This is a genomic window from Virgisporangium aurantiacum, from assembly GCF_016863635.1.
Lineage (GTDB): Bacteria > Actinomycetota > Actinomycetes > Mycobacteriales > Micromonosporaceae > Virgisporangium > Virgisporangium aurantiacum.
Genome location: NZ_BOPG01000027.1, coordinates 86,455 through 105,022 on the forward strand (window position 1 = coordinate 86,455; position 18,568 = coordinate 105,022).

The 18,568-nt window shown below is 73.3% G+C and carries 20 protein-coding genes; 8 read left to right on the top strand and 12 right to left on the bottom strand.

Translation table 11 applies throughout. From position 1 onward, the window contains the following. The first annotated feature begins 114 nt into the window (after positions 1-114). From Vau01_RS21665 to Vau01_RS21680, 4 genes are all read left to right on the top strand, one after another. Positions 115-318, top strand: a complete 204-nt coding sequence (locus Vau01_RS21665; protein ID WP_203995762.1) for a hypothetical protein — start codon at positions 115-117, stop codon at positions 316-318. Between the two features lie 81 nt (positions 319-399). Next, a complete protein-coding gene (locus tag Vau01_RS21670; protein WP_203995765.1) occupies positions 400-951 on the top strand; it encodes a thioredoxin domain-containing protein in 552 nt (183 codons plus the stop codon). Positions 952-1,027: 76 nt separating this feature from the next. After that, positions 1,028-2,887, top strand: a complete 1,860-nt coding sequence (locus Vau01_RS21675) for an ABC transporter ATP-binding protein (protein ID WP_239151760.1) — start codon at positions 1,028-1,030, stop codon at positions 2,885-2,887. Beyond that, complete coding sequence (locus Vau01_RS21680) at positions 2,884-3,360, top strand: S26 family signal peptidase (RefSeq protein ID WP_203995767.1); 477 nt, start codon at positions 2,884-2,886, stop codon at positions 3,358-3,360. Before Vau01_RS21675 ends, Vau01_RS21680 begins: the two co-directional genes overlap by 4 nt. Here Vau01_RS21680 and Vau01_RS21685 read toward each other — a convergent pair. Then, positions 3,350-4,537 (bottom strand): amidohydrolase family protein, encoded by a 1,188-nt coding sequence (locus Vau01_RS21685; protein ID WP_203995769.1) that lies wholly within the window; start codon positions 4,535-4,537, stop codon positions 3,350-3,352. The two genes, Vau01_RS21680 and Vau01_RS21685, sit on opposite strands and share 11 nt — an antisense overlap. Before the next feature lie 63 nt (positions 4,538-4,600). Further along, the gene (locus tag Vau01_RS21690) at positions 4,601-5,449 is read right to left on the bottom strand and encodes an NmrA family NAD(P)-binding protein (protein WP_203995770.1); all 849 of its coding nucleotides are present in this window, start codon (positions 5,447-5,449) and stop codon (positions 4,601-4,603) included. 82 nt (positions 5,450-5,531) lie between these two features. Between Vau01_RS21690 and Vau01_RS21695 the strand changes: the two genes are divergently transcribed. After that, the gene (locus Vau01_RS21695) at positions 5,532-6,203 is read left to right on the top strand and encodes a hypothetical protein (RefSeq protein ID WP_203995771.1); all 672 of its coding nucleotides are present in this window, start codon (positions 5,532-5,534) and stop codon (positions 6,201-6,203) included. Between the two features lie 3 nt (positions 6,204-6,206). On the opposite strand, the gene Vau01_RS21700 is transcribed toward Vau01_RS21695, so the two are convergent. Beyond that, entirely contained in the window at positions 6,207-6,680 is a 474-nt protein-coding gene (locus tag Vau01_RS21700; protein WP_203995772.1) for a peptidoglycan-binding domain-containing protein, read from the bottom strand. Between the two features lie 95 nt (positions 6,681-6,775). Here Vau01_RS21700 and Vau01_RS21705 point away from each other — a divergent pair, with 95 nt between their 5' ends. Continuing rightward, complete coding sequence (locus Vau01_RS21705) at positions 6,776-7,204, top strand: S26 family signal peptidase (RefSeq protein WP_203995773.1); 429 nt, start codon at positions 6,776-6,778, stop codon at positions 7,202-7,204. Here Vau01_RS21705 and Vau01_RS21710 read toward each other — a convergent pair. Together Vau01_RS21710 and Vau01_RS21715 are read right to left on the bottom strand one after the other, a co-directional pair. After that, positions 7,166-7,765 (bottom strand): peroxiredoxin family protein, encoded by a 600-nt coding sequence (locus Vau01_RS21710; RefSeq protein WP_203995774.1) that lies wholly within the window; start codon positions 7,763-7,765, stop codon positions 7,166-7,168. The two genes, Vau01_RS21705 and Vau01_RS21710, sit on opposite strands and share 39 nt — an antisense overlap. A 90-nt stretch (positions 7,766-7,855) precedes the next feature. Further along, a complete protein-coding gene (locus Vau01_RS21715; RefSeq protein ID WP_203995775.1) occupies positions 7,856-8,041 on the bottom strand; it encodes a hypothetical protein in 186 nt (61 codons plus the stop codon). Positions 8,042-8,213: 172 nt separating this feature from the next. Between Vau01_RS21715 and Vau01_RS21720 the strand changes: the two genes are divergently transcribed. Further along, positions 8,214-11,228 carry an AfsR/SARP family transcriptional regulator gene (locus tag Vau01_RS21720; RefSeq protein WP_203995776.1) on the top strand — a complete coding sequence of 1,005 codons (3,015 nt, stop codon included), beginning with the start codon at positions 8,214-8,216 and terminating at the stop codon, positions 11,226-11,228. Here the strand turns inward: Vau01_RS21720 and Vau01_RS21725 are convergent. Further along, on the bottom strand, positions 11,195-13,024 hold the full coding sequence (locus Vau01_RS21725; protein ID WP_203995778.1) for an ABC transporter ATP-binding protein: 1,830 nt from the start codon (positions 13,022-13,024) through the stop codon (positions 11,195-11,197). The genes Vau01_RS21720 and Vau01_RS21725 overlap by 34 nt on opposite strands. Before the next feature lie 83 nt (positions 13,025-13,107). Beyond that, a complete protein-coding gene (locus Vau01_RS21730) occupies positions 13,108-13,560 on the bottom strand; it encodes a hypothetical protein (protein WP_203995779.1) in 453 nt (150 codons plus the stop codon). A 67-nt stretch (positions 13,561-13,627) separates the two neighbouring features. Here Vau01_RS21730 and Vau01_RS21735 point away from each other — a divergent pair, with 67 nt between their 5' ends. Further along, positions 13,628-14,506, top strand: coding sequence for a hypothetical protein (locus Vau01_RS21735; protein ID WP_203995780.1), 879 nt, complete (start codon positions 13,628-13,630; stop codon positions 14,504-14,506). A gap of 53 nt (positions 14,507-14,559) precedes the next feature. Here Vau01_RS21735 and Vau01_RS21740 read toward each other — a convergent pair whose 3' ends face one another. Genes Vau01_RS21740 through Vau01_RS21760 form a run of 5 tightly spaced genes read right to left on the bottom strand, consistent with a single transcriptional unit; the run spans position 14,560 to position 18,535 of the window. Next, complete coding sequence (locus Vau01_RS21740) at positions 14,560-15,300, bottom strand: 2OG-Fe(II) oxygenase (protein WP_203995781.1); 741 nt, start codon at positions 15,298-15,300, stop codon at positions 14,560-14,562. Positions 15,301-15,313: 13 nt separating this feature from the next. Further along, on the bottom strand, positions 15,314-15,817 hold the full coding sequence (locus Vau01_RS21745; protein ID WP_203995789.1) for a methylated-DNA--[protein]-cysteine S-methyltransferase: 504 nt from the start codon (positions 15,815-15,817) through the stop codon (positions 15,314-15,316). Positions 15,818-15,872: 55 nt separating this feature from the next. Continuing rightward, complete coding sequence (locus Vau01_RS21750) at positions 15,873-16,679, bottom strand: SMP-30/gluconolactonase/LRE family protein (RefSeq protein WP_203995791.1); 807 nt, start codon at positions 16,677-16,679, stop codon at positions 15,873-15,875. A gap of 1 nt (position 16,680) precedes the next feature. Continuing rightward, the gene (locus tag Vau01_RS21755) at positions 16,681-17,484 is read right to left on the bottom strand and encodes an SDR family NAD(P)-dependent oxidoreductase (protein WP_203995793.1); all 804 of its coding nucleotides are present in this window, start codon (positions 17,482-17,484) and stop codon (positions 16,681-16,683) included. Next, on the bottom strand, positions 17,477-18,535 hold the full coding sequence (locus tag Vau01_RS21760; protein ID WP_203995795.1) for a DUF4432 family protein: 1,059 nt from the start codon (positions 18,533-18,535) through the stop codon (positions 17,477-17,479). The genes Vau01_RS21755 and Vau01_RS21760 overlap by 8 nt, the downstream gene beginning before the upstream one ends. Positions 18,536-18,568 lie beyond the last annotated feature (33 nt).

Below are 18,568 nucleotides of genomic sequence, written 5' to 3' on the forward strand. Positions count from 1 at the left end.
TGTAGCCATCTATTCACACTGTTACTCTCCTGTTTCGTCCGCCTATGGGCAATCTGTCCGCCAAGTGAGTTATGCGAGCTTGGATCCGGGCGGCCGAACGAGAGGAGACGCTGAATGCTCAAACGCCTGGAGAAGCTGGGCGACCGGATGCTGAGCCGGTTCGTGCCGACGACCACGGCAGCCGCGAGCTGTCCCTGCGGCGCGTACCCCTACACCGGGCCGTGCAACTACTACCCGAACTGTGGTGGCGCCCTGTACCGGGAGTGCTACTGCGCCAACAGCGGGCGGACGATCCGCTGCGGCCCCTGCCACTACTGACGGAAAAGGCGACCCGGGACGCGCCACTACCGCGTCCCGGGTCGGTCTCATCGGCGCCGACGGAAATGAGGATAGGCCCGCATGTTTGGCATCGCGGTCGTGGTCGTGTGTGTCCTGCTGACCGTGCTCAATCTGATACTGACGCTCGGCGTCCTCCGGCGCCTGCGTGAACACGCCGAACGCCTCAACGAACTCGCCGAGGCCGACACCGGGCAGTGGCGTGATCCGATCATCGGCCTGGGCAGCCGGCCCGGCCCGTTCAGCGCCGTCGACGTCGACGGCGGGCGGATCGGTGACGCCGACCTGGGCGTCGACACCCTGGTCGCGTTCTTCTCGCCCGACTGCGGCATCTGCGCGGAGTGGCTCCCGCGGTTCGTCGCCGCCGCGACGGCGCTGGGCGACCGGCGTCGGGCCCTCGCCGTGGTCGTCGCGCCGTCCGCGACGGATCCCGCGGCGGCCGTACAGGTGGCCGCGCTCAGAGGCGCCGCCACGGTCGTCGTCGAGAACGACAAGGGCCCGCTCGCGGAGGCGTTCCGGGTAGCGGGCTTCCCGGCCATGGTCCGTCTCGACGAGCACGGCACGGTCCTCGCCAACCGGCTCGTCGATGTGGCCGGCGTGCCCGCGGTCGCGTGACCGAGCACTTGTGCGAGGGCACCATTAGGCAGAGCCCTCCCGGTCAGGGCGGCTCACCACGAAGTGGGGAGCCGGCGTGACGGGTTTGCCCGGGAGGGCCGCCGCCCCCGACCTCACCGGACGGGCCGCGCTGGGTCACGTGCGCATGGCCGCCGGGCTGGCGCTGCGCGCGGCACCGGCCAGCCTGATCGGGTTGATCGTGTTCACGCTGGTCGACGGAACGGTTCCGATCGCCGTGGCGTGGCTGACCGGGCGGATCCTCGACGGGCTGATCTCCGGGCTGGCCGCGTGGTCGCTGGTCTGGTTGGCGGTGGCGCTCGCGGCGACGGGCGTCGGCGCCGTCGTGCTGCCGCGGCTCACCGGCTACGCGGCGGCGGAGGTGGACCGGCAGGTCCGGCTCACCGCCGCCGACCGGCTCTACACCGCCCTCACCGGCCGGCTCCAGGGCCTGGCGACTCTGGAGAACCCGCAGTTCCACGACAGCCTCCGGCTCGCGCAGGAGGCCGGCGGCACGGCACCGGGCGACCTGGTGCGCCACGGGATGGGCATGGTCCGCAACGTCGTCACCCTCACCGGGTTCCTGGGCACGCTGGTGCTCGTCAACCCGTGGCTGGTGCTGGCCGTCGCGGTGGCCGCCGTGCCCACCACCCGGGCGGAGATCCTGCTCAGCCGGCTGCGAGCGGCGGCCATGTGGCGGATCGGCTACGCGGGACGGCGTCAGTTCTTCTACGCCAACCTGCTCACCGCGCCGCGGGAGGCCAAGGAGGTGCGGCTGTTCGGCCTGGGCGCGTTCTTCCGGGGCCGGATGCTCGCCGAACTGCGCTCCGCCAACGCCGACAGCCGGCTCCTGGACCGCCGGGAACTGAGGATCCAGACCGTTCTCGGCGTTCTCGGCGCCGTGGTCGCCGGCGCGGGCCTGGTCTGGGCGGTGTTGTCCACGCGCAGCGGCCGACTCACCGAGGGCGAACTGATGGTCTTCGTCGCCGCGCTGGCCGGCGTGCAGAGTTCGCTGCTGGGCCTCGTGGGACAGTTCGGCGCCGTCCACAACGCGGTTCTGCTGCTGGACCACTACCACGTCGCCATGACGCTGCCCCCCGATCTGCCGCTGCGGGCGACGCCCACGCCGCTGCCGCCGTTGCTGGAGGCGATCGAGTTCGACGACGTCTGGTTCCGGTACGGTCCCGACCATCCGTGGGTGCTGCGCGGGGTCAGCCTGGTCATCCCGGCCGGCTCGGCGACGGCCCTGGTCGGTCTCAACGGCGCGGGCAAGAGCACGGTGGTGAAGCTGCTGTGCCGGCTCTACGACCCGACGCGCGGACGGATCCGCTGGAACGGCGTCGACCTGCGCGACACCGACCCGGCTGAGCTGCGGAACCGGATCGGCGCGGTGTTCCAGGACTTCATCGAGTACGAGCTGTCCGGCGCCGAGAACATCGGGCTGGGCGACGTGGTCCGCCTCGACGACCGCGACCGGATCACGGCGGCGGCCCGGCGCGCCGGGGTCCACGACGCCCTCGCCCGGCTGCCGAAGGGGTACGACACCATGCTGACCCGGATGTTCATCGAGGGCATCGACACCGAGGACCCGGACACCGGCATGCTGCTCTCCGGCGGGCAGGGACAGCGGCTGGCGCTGGCCCGCGCGCTGATGCGCGACGACCGCGACCTGCTCATCCTCGACGAGCCCAGCTCCGGGCTCGACGCGGAGGCCGAGGCCGAGGTCCACGCGGAGCTGCGCCGGCACCGCGCCGGCCGGACCAGCCTGCTGATCTCGCACCGGCTGAACACGGTGCGGGACGCCGGGCAGATCGCGGTGCTCGCCGACGGCGAGATCGTCGAGCGGGGCACGCACGACACGCTGACCGTACGGGACGGTATCTACGCGCGGCTGTTCGCGCTGCAGGCCCGTGGCTACGCGGAGTCGAGCGCCGAATGACCTGGCTGCTGTTGGCGCCGGTGGCCGCGCTGGCCGGTTGGGGGGCGTGGCTCCGACTCGCCTACCTGGTCGCGGTCGTGGAGGGTCAGAGCATGACGCCGACGTACCGGCACGGAGACCGGGTGCTGGTCCGGCGCCGGCGCGGCCACCGGGTGCGCACCGGCGAGATCGCCATGGTCGACCTGCCGGAGAGCATGCGGCCGATCCCCGACGGCGTCAGCCCGGCGGACTCGTTGCGCAACCGACGGGTGATCAAGCGGGTGGCGGCCACCGCCGGCGAAGCGGTGCCGCCCTCGATCGAGGGCCGGGGCACCGTCGTGCCCGAGCACCACCTGGTGCTGCTCGGCGACAACCCGCTCGGCAGCGGTGACTCCCGGCAGTACGGCTTCGTCCCGGTCGGGGCCGTGGTCGGCGTCGTCCTGCGGAGTGTCGCCTCCGGACGCGGAGCCGCACCGAACCGCGTCACCGGTTGACGTCGCTGCGCCTGTCGGTCCGGACCGCCGTTCCGTTGTGCCAGACCTGGCGGATCCGGCCCGCGAGGTCGTCGACGTCGAGGTCGGTTCCCGCGAGGAGGACCAGATCGGCCCGCTTCCCCGGTGCGATTTCACCCCGGTCGTCGGCGAGGTCGAGGAGCCGGGCGGCCTCGAAGGTTGCCGCCCGGAGCGCTCCGGCGTCTCCGAGGCCGGCCTGGGACAGGTGACGGACCTCGGTGAGGACCTCGGTGTGGGGGCGGACGGGGTTGTCGGTGCCCATGGCTATCGGAACCCCGGCGTCGAGGGCGAGCCGGACCGAGGCCCGGTGCGCCGCGGCGACCGTCGCGCCGAGCTTTTCGGAGTCGGTCTGGCTGATCGACAGCGTCGGTACCAGCCACGTCCCGGCGGCGGACATCGCGACGACCGCGGCCTCGTCGAGGAAGACGCCGTGCTCGACGCTGCGCGCGCCGGCGTGTGCGGCCTCCTCGGCGGCCCGCGCGCCGTGGGCGTGCACCATGACACCCGCGCGACCCTGTCGCTGCGCCTCGGAGACGAGCGCGGCCATCTCGTCCGGCGTGATCTGGCTGTGCTGCGCCCGGGCGCCCTGCAGGATCGAGCCGGTCGCCGTGACCTTGATCCAGTCGGCGCCGGCCCGGGTCATCCGCCGCACCACCGCCCGCGCCGCGTCGACCCCGTCGAACACCGGGTCCGGCATTCCGGGGTCGCCCAACGGGTCGACCGGGCCGATTCTCGGCGACCAGAGGTCGCCGATCCCGCCGGTCGTGCACACCTGCCGGAGGCTGATCAACACCTCCGGACCGTCGATCCAGCCCAGTTCGACGGCCCGCTTGAGCCCGGCGTCGGCACCCCACGCGTCGCGCACCGTCGTCACTCCCAGCCGGAGCAGCGTCGTCAGGACGGGAACGGCGCACAGCACCCGCATCGAGCGGGCGGTCTCGAAGAAGTCATCGCCCACGAAGTCGTGGGCCACCAGATGCGTGTGGCAGTCGATGAATCCGGGCACGAGGAGATGGCCGGTGCAGTCGACGCTGTCATCGCCGTCGAGGCCGACACCGACATCGACGATCCGGTCGCCCTCGACAACGACGTCGGCGACGCTCGTCGCACCGGCACGCACGTCGAGGACGACTCCGCCGCGGAGCAGGGTTCGGGGCATGAACCGCAGCATCGCACGACCCGGTCCCGACGACTGTCCCGCGATCCGCGACAGCCTCGCGGTTCAGCTCACCATCGGACGGAGTACCTGGCTGGCCCAGGCGGTGAGCGTGGTGGGCGTGGTGCTGCGCTCGGTACGTGTCTCGGCCGCGACGGCCCGGGACATCCCGACGATGCCGTCGGCGGCGTTCTCGCTCAACCCGGCGGCGAGCAACGTCTCCCGCACGTTTCGCTCCGGCATCTGTTCGGCCCGGACCGGACGGGCCAACACCGCGGACAGCGTCGCCGCCGCGTCGGACCAGCTCAGATCCTCGGGGCCGTGTACCGCCGCGGTCTCGTGGCCGGACCAGCCGGCGAGCAGCCGCACGGCCGCCACCTCGCCGACGTCGCGCGGTGCCACCCACGGCATCCGGCGGTCGACCGGGACGGTGGTCGTCAACACGCCCGACCGCAGGCCGTCGAGCATGCCGAACAGGTTGGTGAAGTAGTAGCCGCAGCGCAGGACCAGCAGGTCGGCCCCTGTCGCGGCCAGTTGCTCCTCGTTGCGGGCGAGCCCGTCGATCAGTCCGTTGCCTTTCGGTTGGTCGGCGCCCGCGCTGCTGATCTGAAGGACCCGGGACACGCCGGCGGCCCGGATCGCCGCGGCCGCGATCGCGCCCATCTGCTCCATGTCGGCCAGCGGATCGGCCGAGTCGAAGCGCTCCGGCGTCACCCACAACACGGACTCGACGCCGGTCAACGCGTCGGTCACGAACCTCGCGTCGCACAGGTCGCCTTGGCGTACGTCGACCGCGTCGACGGAGAGCCGGGCGGGGTCGCGCACCAGGACGCGGGGCCGCACCCCGGCCTGCACAAGCAACTGGACGACGCGGGAGCCTACATTTCCGGTGGGTGTGGTCACTGCAATCGTCATGCCCCGGACGCTAGCGACGGGGTACGACAAGTTCTGCGCGGTCGGGTTTCGCGGGCGCGCCGGCGGCACCGACAATGGCGGGATGGCCGGCGACGAATACGTGGTGGTCACCGGGCCGCGCCGGTGGTGGCACTGGTTCGTCACCGTGCCCGCGCACGTGTTCGCCGGGGCCTACGTGCTTCACGTGGCCCCGTACGGCTTCGTGGTGCTGGCCGCGGGGGTCGGTGGATTGTGGCTGCTCGCGCCGCTGTTGCGGCGGCTGCGCGGCAACAGCGGCCGCTGGCGCGGCAGGGGTCGGGGGCGGCCGGCGATGCGGTTCACCGCTGCCGGATTGGACTTCAACCCCGTCTTCGACGGCACGTTCCCCATTCACGTGCCGTGGACGCAGGCGCAGAGCACCTTCCACCGCGGATCCGGCCGCCGCCTCGTCTGGTGCGTGCACTCCCCGCAGGTCGAGGGCCTGGGCCTGTTGCGCGGCTTCCTCCCGGCGGCCGGCGAGCACCTGGAACCGGAGGAGCTGCGGGCCGCGGTGACGAAGTGGGCGGATGACCGGCCCGGTCCCGGTGATCCGGCCGCCGAGGTGCTGCTGGCCAACGCGGCCGAGTTCGGCACGTTCATCGCGATCGACGCCGGCCGTGCGGAAGGAGTGGACCTCAAAGATCTGGAGGAACGCCTCGCCGAGTGGAGCCGGAACCGCTGCACCCTCGAACCCGACACCGCCCCGCGCCGGCACTGGTTCGCGACGGACTGGTAGTTGTCACCTGGTCTTGTACCGGCAATCGAACCGGTCGGGTTCGTCGGACCTGAGGTGATACGGCCACATGACGTAGGCGCCCGTGGCCGACCAGTTGTAGACACCGTTGGTGGCCACCTGCCACTTGGCGTTGACGGTGAATTCCCAGGCCTGCGCCCGCTTGAGCGCCTGCTCGGTGGCGGGGCCGAAGTCACCGTCGACGGCAATGGCCTGCCCGTAGCATTTGACGAGCATGTTCTGCAGTGCGACAACGCCGAAGTTGTCGTTGTGGCCGTTGCGGAGCGTGCAGGAGGTCTGGGGGTCGAGCCCGGTGTTGACGGGCAGGAACACCCACAGGTAGTCGGACGTCCGGATCCAACGGCCATGGTTGCAGCGAACGTCATACGTGTCGGCCGGGGCCGCCGCCGCGGTGCCGGGTGCCAGCAGTTGACAGCCGAGAATGATCGCGGCGACCACGGCAATGGTCCTCGACCTCATGCCGGCCCCCTCACGGTCAGCCTGTGCGTCGGACGTTCAACGGTACGAGAGCCATCGTCATCATCACAATGCCGGCCCTCGGCTACGGTGGCGCGGTGGACGGTCTCGATCTTCTGATCCTCGGCGCCGGGCTCGTGGTCGCGCTCGTGGTCGGCGCGATGGTCGTGGGCCGGCTCGCGCTGCACGTGGTGGGCGTGCACGGCGACAGCATGACGCCGACGTTCCAGCACGGCGACCAGCTGCTCGTGCTGCGACGGTGGTTCCGGCGGCGGCTGCGGGTCGGCGTCGTCGTCGTGTGCCTGCCCCCGCCGGGCGTCGTCATCACCGACGCCGCCACCCAACTCATGGTGAAGCGGGTGGCGGCGATGCCGGACGGAAACGTCCACGTGCTTGGCGACGCACCGCGGCACAGCATGGACTCGCGCTCGTTCGGTCCGCTCACGCCCGACCTCGTGCGCGGGCTGGTGCTGCGCCGGCTGCGATCCTCAACGCCCGACGGCGAGCGCGTCGGCCCGGCCGGCTGAGGCAGCCGGCTCAGCCTCGTCGGGCAGCTGCGTGGCGTGGTTGGTGGCGACGGCGATCCGGCCGTCGGCGCCGATGCGGAAGAACCCGGGGTAACTGGTCACCTTGAACGCCGACTGCACCGCCCCGTCGAGCGGCTCGCGCACGACGGCGACGCCGCCGTCCAGCGCGGCCAGGAGCTCGTCGATCTCGGCGGCCTCCGCGCCCAGGTCGCGCTCCGGGTGCAGCCGGGTGACGACGAGCAGGACCGGCACCGCGGCGGCGACGGCGGTGGCGAGCTTCTGGCGTACGTCCGGCAGCTGCGACCGGCAACCGGGGCAGTCCGGGGCGAGGAACACCGCGAGGCCGCCGCCGTCGAAGAGTTGGGCCGAGACCGTCTCGCCGGTTGCCGTCGTGGCGCTGAACGCGGGCGTCGGCAGGCCGGCCATCTGCGGCTCGGGGTGCGAGACCAGGTCGAGGCGCTCGGTGTGCTCGCGCAGCTTGCGGATGACGCCGTACGTGAGCACGAGGTCGAGCAGGACGAGGAGGGTCAGCAGGACGAGGACGGCGACGACGATCGGCACGGGTGGCTCCTGAAGAGATGGACGGACAGCACGAAAAGGGCCGCGGCGGTCGGGGGAATTACCGTCCGCGGCCCGGTCATCGGGTGGGACTCAGCAGTCCCCGCTCCACCAGCACGAACAGCTGCTGTTGCACACGCGCCACTTGAAGCGGGTGTTCGTGAAACGGCAGCAGATGGGGTGCTGGTCGCAGGCGGGCTGGCAGACCGCCGACGCCGTGGTCTTGGGCAGCATCTTCGCGAGCAGCCGATCGGCCAGCGCTCCGACCTGTCGGGTCATCGGTTTCCTCCAATCGTGATCAACATGCCGCGACCATAAGGGCCGCCCGTACAGCGGGCCCTACAGCGCGGATACAGCCGCTCACCTATCGGCCATTGCCCATGAGGGAGCCGGTTCCTAGGCTGTCGGGCGTTGCGTTCCGACGGGCGATTGGCGGCCTCGCGTCTTGGGTGTGCGGTTTCAGGTGCTCGGCCCGCTCCGGTTGTGCGCCGGCTCCCGGTCGGTGCCGGTCGGTCCGCAGAAGCCGCGCGCGATGCTGGCGCACCTGTTGCTGTGCCGCAACGAGCGGGTGTCGCTGGAGCGGCTCGCCGCCGAGCTGTGGGACCGCCCGCCGCGCTCGGCGGTCGCGAACCTGCGCACCTACGCGAGCGGGCTGCGGCAGCTGCTGGCCGAGTGCGGCGACAGCGGCGACCGGCTCGTCGCCCACGCCTCCGGCTACCTGCTGCGAGTGGACCCGCCGGACCTCGACGTGTGCGCCTTCGAGTCGGCGGCCGAGGCGGGACGGGCGCTGCTCGGCCGCGACGACGTCGGTGCGGCGAGCGAGCGGCTGCACTCGGCGCTGGCGCTGTGGCACGGCCGCCCGATCGAGGACGTCCGGCCCGGGCCCGACCTGACCGCCCGGGTCGCCCAGCTGGACGAGCAGCGGCTGACCGTGACCGAGGATCTCGTCGCGGCCCGGCTGGCGCTGGCCGAGCACGTCGCGGTGACGGCCGACCTGCGGCTGCTGGTGGCCGCCCACCCCTTCCGGGAGCGGCTGCGGCACCAGCTGATGCTGGCGCTGTACCGCTCCGGCGACGCCCCCGGCGCGCTGGCCGCCTACACGGAGATGCGGGCCGCCCTGGCCGAGCACCTCGGCATCGAGCCGGGCGCCGAGCTGGCCCGGCTGCACCAGGCGATCCTGCGGCGGGCGCCGGAGCTGTCCCTGCCGGACCGCCCGGCGCCGGACGCCACGGTGGACCCGCCGGCAGGGGCTCCATCGCCTCCGTCCACATCGGACGGTCGCGCTCCGTCCACATCGGACGGTCTGCCGGAGCGCGGCACCCCGCCCCGGCAGCTGCCGCCGGCGCCGGTCGCGTTCGTCGGCCGGGTCGAGGAGCTGTGTGCGATCACGGCGGCGTGCGCGGCGGCTCCGCCCGGGGGCTCGGCGGTGGTGGTCCTGCACGGCCCGGGCGGCATCGGCAAGACGACGCTCGCGGTGCGGGCCGCGCACCGGCTCGCCGACCGGTACCCGGACGGTCAGCTCCACGTCGACCTGCACGGCGGCGCCGCCGGGCTGCCCGGACTCGACCCGGCGCACGCGCTCGGCCGCCTGCTGCGGGCGCTCGGGGTCGACGCCGGCGACGTGCCGGTCGAGGTGGACGAGGCGGCGGCCCGGTTCCGCTCGGAGACGGCCGGGCGGCGGCTGCTCATCGTCCTCGACGGCGCCGCCGGCGCCCAACAGGTCCGCCCGCTGCTGCCCGGCGGAGCCGGCTGCGCGGTCATCGTCACCTGCCGCCGGCCGATGAGCACCCTCGACGCGGTCCGGCTGCGGCTGGACCGGCTGCCGGACACCGACGGGATCGCGCTGATCGCCGCGCTCGCCGGGGCGCAGCGCACGGCGGCCGACCCGGCGGCGGCGGGTCGACTGGTGGCGCTCTGCGACGGGCATCCGCTCGCGCTGCGCATCGCCGGTGCCCGGCTCGCCGAGCGCACCGACTGGCCCCTCGCGGCCCTCGCCGACCGGCTCGGCGACGAGCGGGACCGGCTCGACGAGCTGGCCGCGGACGACCTGGCGATCCGCTCCAGCTTCCGCGACGGGTACAACGAGCTGGCCGACAGCGCCTCCCGGAGCGACCGGGAGGCGGCGGCGCTGTTCCGGGCCTTGGCGCTGTTGCGCCTGCCGCAGGTGCCGGCGGCGGTGGCCGCGACGCTCGTCGACGTGCCCGAGCGGCGCGCGGTCACGCTGCTCGACCGGCTCCGCGACTGCCACCTGGTCGAGGCGGTCACCCCGACCCGCTTCCGGCTGCACGACCTGCTCCGCCTCTACGCGACCGAGCTCGCGGACCGGTTCGACCCCGCGCCGGCGCGGGAGCTGGCGGTGGCGCGGGCGCTCACCGCGTACCTCAACACGGCCGTCGCCGCCGGCCGGCTCCTGCGCGCCGGTCAGCCCGACACCGACCCGGGCGGGCCGGTGCTCGCCGCGCTGGACACGCTCGACGACGCGGTGCGGTGGCTGGAGGTCGAGCTGCCCGGCGTCATCGCCGCGGCGGGGCAGGCGGCCGGCCTGAGCGCGCCGGTGAGCCGGCTCTGCACCTTGCTGGTCCCGCGCGTCACCGGCTGGCTGCAGAAGTGCGGCCGGTGGGCCGAGGCGGAGGCGCTGGCCGCCGCCGTCGAGCAGGCCGCCGGCAACGTCGGCGACCGGGCCGCCGAGGCGCGTGTCCTCGCGGTCCGGGCGACGCTCGACTGGCACACCGGCCGGACCGACGCCGCCCAGGCCCGCCTCGAGGGCGCGCTCGCGATCTGGCGGCAGCTCGGCGACCGCGACGGCGAGGGCCTGGCGATGCAGAACCTCGGCTGGCTGTATCACCGCGTCGGCCGTGTCCCGGCGGCCGCCGACGCCATCCGCGCCGGGGTCCGGCTGCTCGACGGCGGGGACCCCGTCCGGCTCGGCGTCGCGCTGCACAACCTCGCCGAGGTCGAGTTCGAGCTCGGCGAATACGCGGCGGCGTGCGGGCACCTGGAGCGCTCGCTCGCGATCCGGCGCGAGCTGGTCGACCCGGTGGGCGAGGGCATCACGCTGGTGGCGCTCGGGCGGGCGTACAGCCAGCTGGGCCGGCACGACGCCGGGCTGGCCGCGCTCGACGCCGGGCTGGGCCTGTGCCGGCGCACCGGCAACCGCGAGGACGAGTGGGAGGCGCTGCTGAGCCGCTCGGAGGTGCACCTGCGCGTCGGCGCGGTCGCGGCCGCCCGGCGCGACGTCGACGAGGCGCTCGACCTCGTCCGGCGGGCCGGTTCCCGCTACGGCGAGGCGGCGGCGACCCGGCAGCGCGCGCTGGTCCTGCGCCGGGACGGCCAGGACGGTCCGGCCCGCGACGACGCCCGGCGGGCCGACCGGCTCCTGGCCGGGCTGACCGACCGCCGCGACGGCGTGCTCGAGGCGTTCCTCGGCGCGACTCAGGTCGCCCTGCTCGACAAACTGGCCCGGTAACCCTCGGCCTGCTTGTCGAACAACGCGGCGTACCGGCCGGCGAGGGCGAGCAGCGTGTCGTGGTCGCCGGCCTCGGCGACCACGCCGCCGTCGAGCACGACGATGTGGTCGGCGTCGCGCAGGGTGCCCAGCCGGTGCGAGATGAGGACGCTCGTGCGCCCCGCCCGGTAGGCGCGCAGCCGGTGGTGCAGGTCGTGCTCTGCCTCGGCGTCGAGCCCGGCGCTCGGCTCGTCGAGCACGAGCAGGTCCCGGCCGGCAGGCAGCACCCCCCGCGCGATGGCGAGGCGCTGCCACTGCCCGCCGGACAGCAGCACCCCGGGCGCGGGCTCGTCGTCGTCCGGGCCGCCGAGCTCGAACGTCCGGGACAGCATGGTGTCGTACCCGTTGGGCAGGCCCGCCAGCGTGTCGTGCACGCCGGCGCGGCGGGCGGCGTCGCGCAGGGCCGGCAGGTCCTCCGGCGCGACCGCGTCCCGGTCGCCGACGTCGCCGAGCCAGATGTTCTCGGCGGCGGTGAGGTCGTAGGTCACGTAGTCCTGGAAGACCGCGCCGATGCGGGCCCGCAGCGCCTTCGGTTCCACGTCGCGCAGGTCGACCCCGTCCCACAGGATCGCCCCGCGGGTCGGGTCGTAGAAGCGGCACAGCAGCTTCACCACCGTGCTCTTGCCGGCGCCGTTGTGCCCGACGAGGCCGATCGACTGTCCACAGGGGACGGTGAACGTGACGCCCCGCAGCACCCACGGCCGGTCGTCGCCGTAGCGGAACCACACGTCGCGGAACTCGATGCCGCGGCGCAGCGGACCGATCGGGCGCGGCGCGGCCGGCACCGGCAGGTCCGGCGCGCAGGTGACCACGTCCTCGTAGTACCGCAGCAGCAGCAACGCCTGGTGGATGCCGGCGATGTGACCGACGAGGCCGGCCACCCCCTGTTGAACGCCGGCCACCGCCGCCACGAACATCGCGACGTCGCCCACACTCAGGTCGCCCGCCCGCGCCCGGACGACGGCCCACACCAGGCCGACGCCGGCCAGCGCGGCGCTGAGCACCGCGAGCAGCCCCTGGGTGCGCACCTCGCGCCGGTCGTGCCGGCGCCGGGCCGCGTTGGCCGCGCCGACCTCGGCCAGCATGCGGCGGCGGAACAGCCCGCCGAGGCCGAGCAGGCGGACCTCCTTGGCCGCCGACAGGTTCGTCAGCAGCCCGGCGTAGAACATCTCCCGGCGCTCGCCGGGGCTGAGCCGCCAGAGCATGCCGGCCCGCCGGCGACTCAGCCGCAACTCCGCCAGCAGCGCCGGCACCCCGCTCAGCCCGACCACGAGCGCCATCGCCGGGCTCAGCACGGCGAGCGCGGCCACGAATCCGCCGAGCAGCACGCCGCCCTGTACCAGGCCGAGTGCGCCGTCGAGGCAGCGTCCAGGCCCGTCCCGCCCGGCCTGCTCGGCCAGGCTCAGCGTGTTCTGGAACGCCGGCTCCTCCAGCCGCCGCAGCCCGTTGAGCCGCTCCGTGCCGGCGTAGAGCTCGTCGAGCGCCGCCGTCGCCGCCGACCGTCCGACCTCGGCCCGCACGTACTCCAGCAGGTGCGGCACGACGGCGAGCCCGACGCTCGCCACGGCGAGCGCGGCCGCGGCACCGAGCACCGCGCCGGCCGAGGCGTCCACGACCCGGTCGAGCACCCGCCGGGTGAGCAGCGCCGCCACGACGGGCAGCAGCCCCGCGAGCGGCGCGAGCAGCACGTAGCCGACGAACCGCCCCCGGCCCGCGCGCCATGTCACCGCGAGGGCACGGCGCATGCGTGCGATCATGGCCCGACCGTAGGCAGGCCGCCTCCAGCCCGGCATACAGCCCCGCTACAGCGGACCCGCGGTCGCGCTCCTTCGCAATGCGGTCAGCCGGCGGCCGCGGCCTGCTGGTCCCAGGTCGTGATCACGGCGCCGACGACGAAGACCTGGGCCAGCAGGGACAGCGCCGGCAGTTCGGCCTCGATCCCGCCGGTCCAGGCGCTCCTGCGTCGTAGCCAACCGACCTCGCGGTCGCCCACGACGTGCAGCACCGTGGTGCTGAGAAAGGATGCGCGCCGGAACTCGTGATACCTGCCGTCGGCGTAGCCGGTCCAGGTGCGGCGCGCGACGTTTTCGGCCACGGCGATCGTGGTGCCCACGCGGTCGAACATGGTGAACCGGTTGGACCAGAGGCGGGTCTCCACGGGAAAGAACTGGCCCGCGACGACGATCCCGCCGCTGGTACGCCAACCCGGCACCCGCCACTCGGCGACCGTGTGGCCGTCGACGCCGATGGAGTATCGGGTGCCCCAGAATCCCTCTCTGGTTGCCTCCAACATGCCGTCAGGGTAGGGCAGTCGCGCACGCCTGTTAGGTTCGTCGGAGCCGTGGTGGAGGTGTCGGTTCATGGCGAACTCGATGATCGTCGTCGCGTTGACCGGGGATCCGGAGCTGCGTTCCTGGGTGGCGAGCCAGGGTCTGCCGGTCGATGACGCGATGGTGGGCACGGCTCCGTCGGTCGACCTGTTGTCGGGCATCCTGGCGGAGCTGGACTGGCCGTGCGCACCGGCCGAGGCGGGCGGGTGGTGGCGCGCCAACATCGACGGTCGCGACGGCAGCTATCCGCCGGTCAGCGACATGGCGCTGCATGACGGCTGCCTGTCGTTCCGCCTCGGGCCGCTGTTCGGCCCCTGGGAGGTGGTCCGCCGGGTCGCGGCGGTGTGCGGTCCGCAACTGGCGGTGGAGGGGGGCAGCGGGTCGTGCAGTGTGGTGACCGCCGGCGTCAGCTATGAAGACTTCCACCAGGCGATCGCCGGCTGCCCGCCGCCTGCCGACGGCCGGGACCGGACCTGGTCGCGGCCACTGTCGCCCGAGGACCGGCTCCGACACGGCCCGTCCGACCTGAATGAGATCCGTCGCGCCGACCGTCACGTCACGGTCGAGGAGAGCCTGGCCTACGCCTGCACCGGCCGCGTGGGCTGCGGCAGCGAGGCGATGGCCGTCGGCCACGCGATCCAGGCGTACCGTCGGGATCCGGACCGGGACGACGCCGGCCGCCACCCGCTGCTCCTCGACGAGGCCCGCTACCGGAACGTCGTCGAACTCCTGCGCCGGCACCTGGCCGACACCGCCGTTCCGATACCCGAGCTGGTGTGGGCATTCGGCCAGGCCGACGGCGTCGAGGAGGACCTCACGCAGCTGGCCGACCGCCTGCGCGAGGACCCGACGGCCGCCGCCACCCTCGACATGGCGGAAGTGTTCATCCGTCGGACGAACTCGTCGTGACGCCGTCGAAGCCCATCGGCAACCGGCGGTCGTAGACCTCACCGCATGGAACGTCAGGCGGCGTCGTGGAAGACGAGGCCGAGGGCGCGCCGGCGGCCGGAGCGGACGGTGCTCACGCCGTGCCGCATCGGTGCGTTGGACCAGCCCCGTTTCGTTGCCACCGGCCGGTCCCGGGTGGTGAACACCAGCCCGTGGCCCTGCGGCAGCGTGGTGGAGTAGCCGCGGGACTGCGCGCGGGGTCGCTGCTCGGTCATCAGGAACTCCCCGCCGGTGAAGTCCGCGCCCGGCGCGTCGAGGCCGATGACGACCTGGAGCGGGAAGAGCATGTCCCCGAACACGTCGCGGTGCAGCGCGTTCCAGTCGCCGGGGCCGTACCGCAACAGAATCTGCGCCGACTTCGACTGCCCGGCCTCGTGGCACCGTCGGAGCCAGTCCCGCAGGCTGTCGGGCCAGGGCGCGGGCTTACCCAGCTTGGTCGCCCAGTCCCGGGCGATGGGCAGCAGACGGGGATAGAGCGCCTCCCGCAGCGTCCGCACCACGTCGGGCAGGTCGTGGGTGAAGTAGCGGTACTGGCCGGAGCCGAAGCGGTAGCGGGCCATGTCCACGGTGGTGCGGAAATGGGCGGGCTCGTCGTAGAGGGCGGCGATGTCGCGGCATTCGGCGGGGGTGAGAAGGGGACCGGTGAGCGCGTTGCCGGACCGGTCGAGTTCGTCCGTCAGGGCCGTCCAGTCGGTCCCGGCGACCCGGCCGGCGATCGGGCCGGCCGGGTCCGCGAGTCGGGGGCTGTCGATCATGGCAAGGGTCTCCCTAGATGAGGGTCGGCTGCAGGCTGCCTTCGTGCGTGAGGAGCCGCACCTTGCGCTCGACGCCGCCGGCGTAGCCGCGCATCGAGCCGTCGGCGCCGATGACGCGGTGGCACGGACGCACCAGCAGCAGCGGGTTCGCGCCGATCGCGGCCGCCAGCGCCTGGATCCGGTCGCGCGGCAGGCCGAGTTGTTCGGCGAGAGCGCCGTACGTGGTGGTGGTGCCGTACGGGATCTCCTCCAGCGCGCGCCAGACGCGCTGCTGGAAGTCCGTTCCGCCGCGGGTGAACCGGATGTCGAATTCGGTGAGGTGCCCCGCGAAGTACGCTTCCACCTGGCGGATGACGTCTGTGAACGGCTCCCGCTCGCGGCGCCAGCCGGGTTGGATCGCCGGAGCGTTCCTTTGGCCGGGCATCGACAGCGACGTGAGGGTGATCCCGTCGGTGGTCTCCGCACCGACCAGGAGCAGGTCGCCCAGCGGGCTGGTGATGGTCGTGCAGGTTGTCATGCTTCAACTGTGCGGTCCCGCGGGAGCGAATGCTGGCGGGATTCGGACATCGCGTTCAGACCGGGACGGCCGTCAGGTGCCACCGGCCCAGGTTCGCCACGAGCATCGTGGTGCCGCGGAACGCGACGTTCGTCGGGTGGCAGAGCAGGTGCGCCGTCGGGTCGTGCGCGACGGTCTCGACCGACCCGTCGGCGCGCACCCGCAGGATCTGGCTCGGTTCGTAGCAGGCGACGTAGAGCAGGCCGTCGGGCCCGAACGCCACGCCGTCGGGGACGGTTCCGGGAAGCTCGACCACGAGGTCGCGCGCGCCCGGCGCGGAGGTCTCCGGGTCGATGGCGATGCGGCGCACGCCGGGGAGGAACGACTCGGCGACGTAGAGAGCGGACCCGTCGGGCGCGAGCGCGATGCCGTTGGCGAACGCGGACGACTCCGCGTACCAGATCGTGCCCGAGCCGTCCGGGGTGAAGCGGAACACCGAGGGTCCGGGGACGTCGGGCGGGTAGCTGTCGGAGACGTAGAGTCGGCCGGCGTCGTCGATTGCGATCGCGTTGGGATTGCGGAGGTTCACGCCGTCGGCGCCGGAGGCGAACCGCTCCAACGCCCCCGTCTCCACGTCGTAGCGGAACACCGCGCGGTGGGCGATGTCGCAGGCGTACACGGAACGCCCGTCCGGCGTGACCGTGACGCCGAGAATGAAACCCCCGGTGGACGCCACCACCCGCGCCGCCGACCCGTCGGGCTCGACCCGGTAGATCTGCCCGGCCTCGCCGCCGCACCACACGCTGCCGTCGGGATGCACGGCGACGCCCTCGGGGTGGTCGAGGCGCGGTTCGGTGAGGAAGCCGTCGTAGAACGTGCGCATGTCATGCCTCCGGTAGGGCGGCGGGGTTGATGGCGAGCAGGCCGCCGTCGACGCGGTACTCCGAGCCGGTGACGAACGAGGCGCGGTCGCTGGCGAGGAACGCCACCACCTCGGCCACCTCGGCGGCCGTCGCCACCCGGCCGAGCGGGTGGGTGGCGCCCCACCCGGCGACCGTTTCGTCCACAGTGGAGTCACCGCGGAACCGGTCGGCCGCCCACCGCAGCATCGGCGTGTCGACCGAACCCGGGCAGACGGCGTTGGCGCGCACGCCGTCGGCGGCGAAGTCGACCGCGATCGAGCGCATGAGCGCGTTGACCGCGGCCTTGCTCGCCGTGTACGCGGCCACCCGCTGCTGGGCGGTGAACGCCTGCACCGACGACACCGCCACGACGGCGCCGCGGCGCTGCCGCAGGGCGGGCACGGCCGCCCGGCACGCCAGGTAGACCCCGGTCAGGTTGACGCCCAGCACCTCGGCCCACAGTTCCTCGGAGGTGTCCTCGACGGTGCCGTAGCGCTGGATTCCGGCGCTCGTGACGAGCACGTCCAGGCCGCCGTGGTCGGTAACGGCGCGGTCGACCAGCGCCCGCATCGCGTCCGCGTCGCGCACGTCGGCGGTCACGCCGGTCACGGTGAGGCCGGCGGCTCGCAGGTCGGCCTCGGCCGTGCGCACGCCGGCCTCCTCGTGGCCGCAGAACACCACGGCCGCACCGCCGGCGGCGAGCCGCTCCACCACGGCCCGCCCGATGCCGAGCGAGCCACCGGTCACCACGGCGACCTTTCCGTCGAAGTCGTTCACGTCAGCCATCCCCGTCTCCGTCGATGATCCCGGCGGCCAGCCGGAACGCCAGGCGTTCCCCGGCCGCCAACCGTAGTGCCGTACCGCCCTCGACGGCCGCCGCGAGACCGTCGGTGGGATAGCTGGAGAACGGCTCCAGCCCGATGACGTACGCGCGCCCCCACCACGGGTGGTCGACGGTCGCGCCGAGTTCCTGCCACATCCACAGGTACGGCATCACCCGGGCGTCCCACTCGACGCGGAGCCCGCCGCCGGCGTCCGACACCTCGTACCAACCGGTGTCGGCGAAGCCGGTCAGGTACACGATGTCGCTGGGGGCGCCGGGCGCCGGCGCGACCGACAGGTCCAGGGTGCCGCCGCCGTCCGCGGGAACCGACGGCCATCGGTGCGGCCCGCCGGGCGCGACGCGGCGCCGGCCCTGCGGGTCGATGGACGACGCGTGCGGGATGACCGAAATCCCGTCGGGCAGCCGGATCCGGCAGCCGGGGCGCAGGAACGGCGCGCCGAACGTGACGTGATGTCCCCACATCAGGTCGAGCGGAACGGGTGCGAGGTTCGTCAGCTCCTCGTCCACGGTGAACCGAGCCTCGCCCCGGCGCAGGCGCATGGTCTTGGCCAACCGCAACGGCATCCGCCTGGCCTCCACCGTGAACCGCACGGCGACCTCGTCGGCGTCGTCGGTGACGATGGCGTGGTCCCAGGGCAGGTTGGCCACCTCGCCGTGCTGAGCCAGGGCCGCGCCCTGGTAACGGCTCGGCGCGCCGCCGTTGGGCAGCACCTCCTGCCAGCCGCCGGGGTAGGTGTCCAGGAACGCCGCGACGTCGTCGCCGGCACCGCCCGCGACGTCGGCCGGAGCGCGTACGCCGGTGGGGGAGAGCCAGACGTAGTCGCGGTCGTTCCGTTTGTCGTTCAGCTCCACCAGATCGGTGCCCTTGCCGGTGAGGACGGTCAGCCGCAGCCGCTCGTTCTCGAGGACCACCGCCGGGACGCCACCAACCGTGACCTCGTGCACACGGGCACCCCAGTTGCGGTGCCGGCGCCACTTCCGTGTCGGCAACATGCGTGACACATTGACATAGTGATCTGGTCACTT

Excerpts from the sequence above, each read along its gene's own strand:
- Vau01_RS21690 (WP_203995770.1), bottom strand. The coding sequence starts at position 5,449 with ATGACGATTGCAGTGACCACACCCACCGGAAATGTAGGCTCCCGCGTC.
- Vau01_RS21740 (WP_203995781.1), bottom strand. The coding sequence starts at position 15,300 with ATGATCGACAGCCCCCGACTCGCGGACCCGGCCGGCCCGATCGCCGGC.
- Vau01_RS21755 (WP_203995793.1), bottom strand. The coding sequence starts at position 17,484 with ATGGCTGACGTGAACGACTTCGACGGAAAGGTCGCCGTGGTGACCGGT.
- Vau01_RS21760 (WP_203995795.1), bottom strand. The coding sequence starts at position 18,535 with ATGTTGCCGACACGGAAGTGGCGCCGGCACCGCAACTGGGGTGCCCGT.
- Vau01_RS21680 (WP_203995767.1), top strand. The coding sequence starts at position 2,884 with ATGACCTGGCTGCTGTTGGCGCCGGTGGCCGCGCTGGCCGGTTGGGGG.
- Vau01_RS21735 (WP_203995780.1), top strand. The coding sequence starts at position 13,628 with ATGGCGAACTCGATGATCGTCGTCGCGTTGACCGGGGATCCGGAGCTG.
- Vau01_RS21670 (WP_203995765.1), top strand. The coding sequence starts at position 400 with ATGTTTGGCATCGCGGTCGTGGTCGTGTGTGTCCTGCTGACCGTGCTC.
- Vau01_RS21725 (WP_203995778.1), bottom strand. The coding sequence starts at position 13,024 with ATGATCGCACGCATGCGCCGTGCCCTCGCGGTGACATGGCGCGCGGGC.
- Vau01_RS21695 (WP_203995771.1), top strand. The coding sequence starts at position 5,532 with ATGGCCGGCGACGAATACGTGGTGGTCACCGGGCCGCGCCGGTGGTGG.
- Vau01_RS21730 (WP_203995779.1), bottom strand. The coding sequence starts at position 13,560 with ATGTTGGAGGCAACCAGAGAGGGATTCTGGGGCACCCGATACTCCATC.
- Vau01_RS21685 (WP_203995769.1), bottom strand. The coding sequence starts at position 4,537 with ATGCCCCGAACCCTGCTCCGCGGCGGAGTCGTCCTCGACGTGCGTGCC.
- Vau01_RS21665 (WP_203995762.1), top strand. The coding sequence starts at position 115 with ATGCTCAAACGCCTGGAGAAGCTGGGCGACCGGATGCTGAGCCGGTTC.
- Vau01_RS21750 (WP_203995791.1), bottom strand. The coding sequence starts at position 16,679 with ATGCGCACGTTCTACGACGGCTTCCTCACCGAACCGCGCCTCGACCAC.
- Vau01_RS21700 (WP_203995772.1), bottom strand. The coding sequence starts at position 6,680 with ATGAGGTCGAGGACCATTGCCGTGGTCGCCGCGATCATTCTCGGCTGT.
- Vau01_RS21715 (WP_203995775.1), bottom strand. The coding sequence starts at position 8,041 with ATGACCCGACAGGTCGGAGCGCTGGCCGATCGGCTGCTCGCGAAGATG.
- Vau01_RS21745 (WP_203995789.1), bottom strand. The coding sequence starts at position 15,817 with ATGACAACCTGCACGACCATCACCAGCCCGCTGGGCGACCTGCTCCTG.